Source organism: Microcystis sp. M53598_WE2 (assembly GCF_030067735.1).
GTDB lineage: Bacteria > Cyanobacteriota > Cyanobacteriia > Cyanobacteriales > Microcystaceae > Microcystis > Microcystis aeruginosa.
In genome coordinates this window covers 1-2,134 of record NZ_JASJFE010000230.1, presented here as the reverse complement: position 1 = coordinate 2,134, position 2,134 = coordinate 1, and the positions used below count along the sequence as shown (strand labels likewise).

Sequence of the window (2,134 nt, the reverse complement as noted above, 5' to 3'; positions counted from 1 at the left end):
GTTTTCGAGACTGGCCTTTTAATTCTAACGTAAAGCCAACCTAGAACGGCGGGGTTTCAGACCCAAAATTTCCGATGATGAAACGCCTCGATCGCTTCCTCTAGGGTTGGATAAATACGTTCGGTCGAGATCGTCTCGGATAGGTCTCCTTTTTTTAATTGCTGATATAAATCTTGCTTCACCCGCGCCATGGCAAAAGTAATACCACTACCGATTAATTCTCGATGTAATTCTTTCAACATATCGACCGCCGTAATATCGATATCTAGAATCGCTTCGGCGTTGAGAACGAACCACTCGACGGGGACTTTCTCCGCCTCGATCGCCGCTATTACCCGTTTCCGAAAATTCTCGGCGTTGGCGAAACAGAGGGGCGCGTCGTAACGGTAGAGAACCAATCCGGGGATCGTCGTCGCGCCCTGCCAATCCTCGATGTCGTGCAGGCCCGCCAGATTCGGCACTTCCCCCAAAACCGCATCGTGTGGTCGCATCAGCCGCGTGAACAGATCGACCACCGATAACCCCACGGCAACCCCCACCCCGACGAGGATATCCGTGGCCAGGACACCGAACATGGTGACGAGTGCCAATCGGAACTCGCTGGTTTTGAAACAACGCAGACGGTTGAACTCCGAGATCTCGATCAGACGGAGCGCGGCGTAAATCACGATCGCCCCCAGGGCCGGTTTCGGAAACAGGGATAGTAGCGGACGTAAGAACAAGAGTACCAAAATCACGATCAGAAAAGCCACGAGGGAAAACAGTTGCGATCGACTGCCCAGAGAATCGCCGATCGCCGTGCGACTGCCGCTACTGCTGACGGGAAAGCCTTGCATGATGCCGTTACCGATATTCACCGCTCCCAGGGCGAGTAATTCCTGATTGCCATCGATGCGATAGTTGTTTTTCGCCCCGAAGGCGCGGGCGGTCAAGACGTTATCGGAATAGCCAACGAGGGCGATACCGATGGCCGAGGAGAGTAAATAGACGAGCTGCTGGGAAGAAAAACCTCTCGGTACTTTCAAACTCGGTAAACCGGCGGGAATTTCCCCGATCACGGCGATGCCTCGCTCGTTCAGATCGAACAAATATACTGCCGATGTCGCCAGTAGAACCGCGAGTAAAGGGCCGGGGGCATTGGGAAAGCGACGTTGTACCACTAGCAGGAAAATTAGAACAGCGGCGGCGAGAATCAGAGTTGGTGGGTGAATCTCGGATAAATGTCCCGAAAATTCCCCGATCTGTCCGAAAAGCGATTCCGCTTTCAGTGACATCCCGCTAATTTTTCCCAACTGACCGACGATCATGATCACCGCTACTCCGGCCATGTAGCCGACGAGGATCGGTTTGGAGAGGAGATCGGCGAGAAACCCCAACCGGGCGAAAGCGGCGACGCAGCAGACGCTCCCCACGAGTAGGGCCAATAGACTGCACAGACTGGCGTAGTTGCTACTATCCCCGGCGACGAGGGGCATGATAGCGGCGGCGGTCATTACTGCCGTCGTCGATTCTGGCCCGACGGAGAGTTGTGGCGAGGAGCCGAGCAGGGCATAGATGAGCAGCGGCGGTAGGATCGCCCATAATCCGGCGATCGGTTGTACTCCGGCCAGTTCCGCGTAGGCCAGACATTGGGGAACGAGATAGGCCGCCACGGTGATCCCCGCAATGATATCTCCCCGCAACCAGGCCGAGCGATAGGATCGCAGACGCTTTAACCCGGGTAGGGAAAACCGCTCGCTAGAAAAATTTAATCGAGTAGGCATCCTCATCTCTTCTCCTGTCATCGAAGTTCGGCGTTGTGGGAATATTGGTGGCAAGAAAGCGTTAAATATCCGTGAGTGGGAATGTCTTTTTTGCGGGACTTTCCCTTCAAAAGCGACCTCGACCTTTAGCCCTGGCGGAAAACTTTCCTGTCGGCGAGCGATCGCGTTTTTCCTCGCCTCTCCAGAGGGTTATCAATAAAAGCGATCGCTATTTAGGGTTGGCTGAAAAAGTTTTTCCTGGGGGCAGGGTGTGGGGTGTAGGGTGTAGGGTGTAGGGTTTTAGCGATTTTGAGGGGGTCAATTACCTAATTTTCAGGGAAAAAGTACCTGAATTTTCCACCCGATCACTCCGGGATCTGGCACTTTTTGGT

At 54.0% G+C, this 2,134-nt stretch carries 1 protein-coding gene; it reads right to left on the bottom strand.

From position 1 onward, the window contains the following. Positions 1-56 precede the first annotated feature (56 nt). Positions 57-1,763 carry an SLC26/SulP family anion transporter gene (locus tag PX636_RS04850; protein ID WP_288116372.1) on the bottom strand — a complete coding sequence of 569 codons (1,707 nt, stop codon included), beginning with the start codon at positions 1,761-1,763 and terminating at the stop codon, positions 57-59. Between the last annotated feature and the right edge of the window lie 371 nt (positions 1,764-2,134).

Excerpts from the sequence above, each read along its gene's own strand:
- PX636_RS04850 (WP_288116372.1), bottom strand. The coding sequence starts at position 1,763 with ATGCCTACTCGATTAAATTTTTCTAGCGAGCGGTTTTCCCTACCCGGG.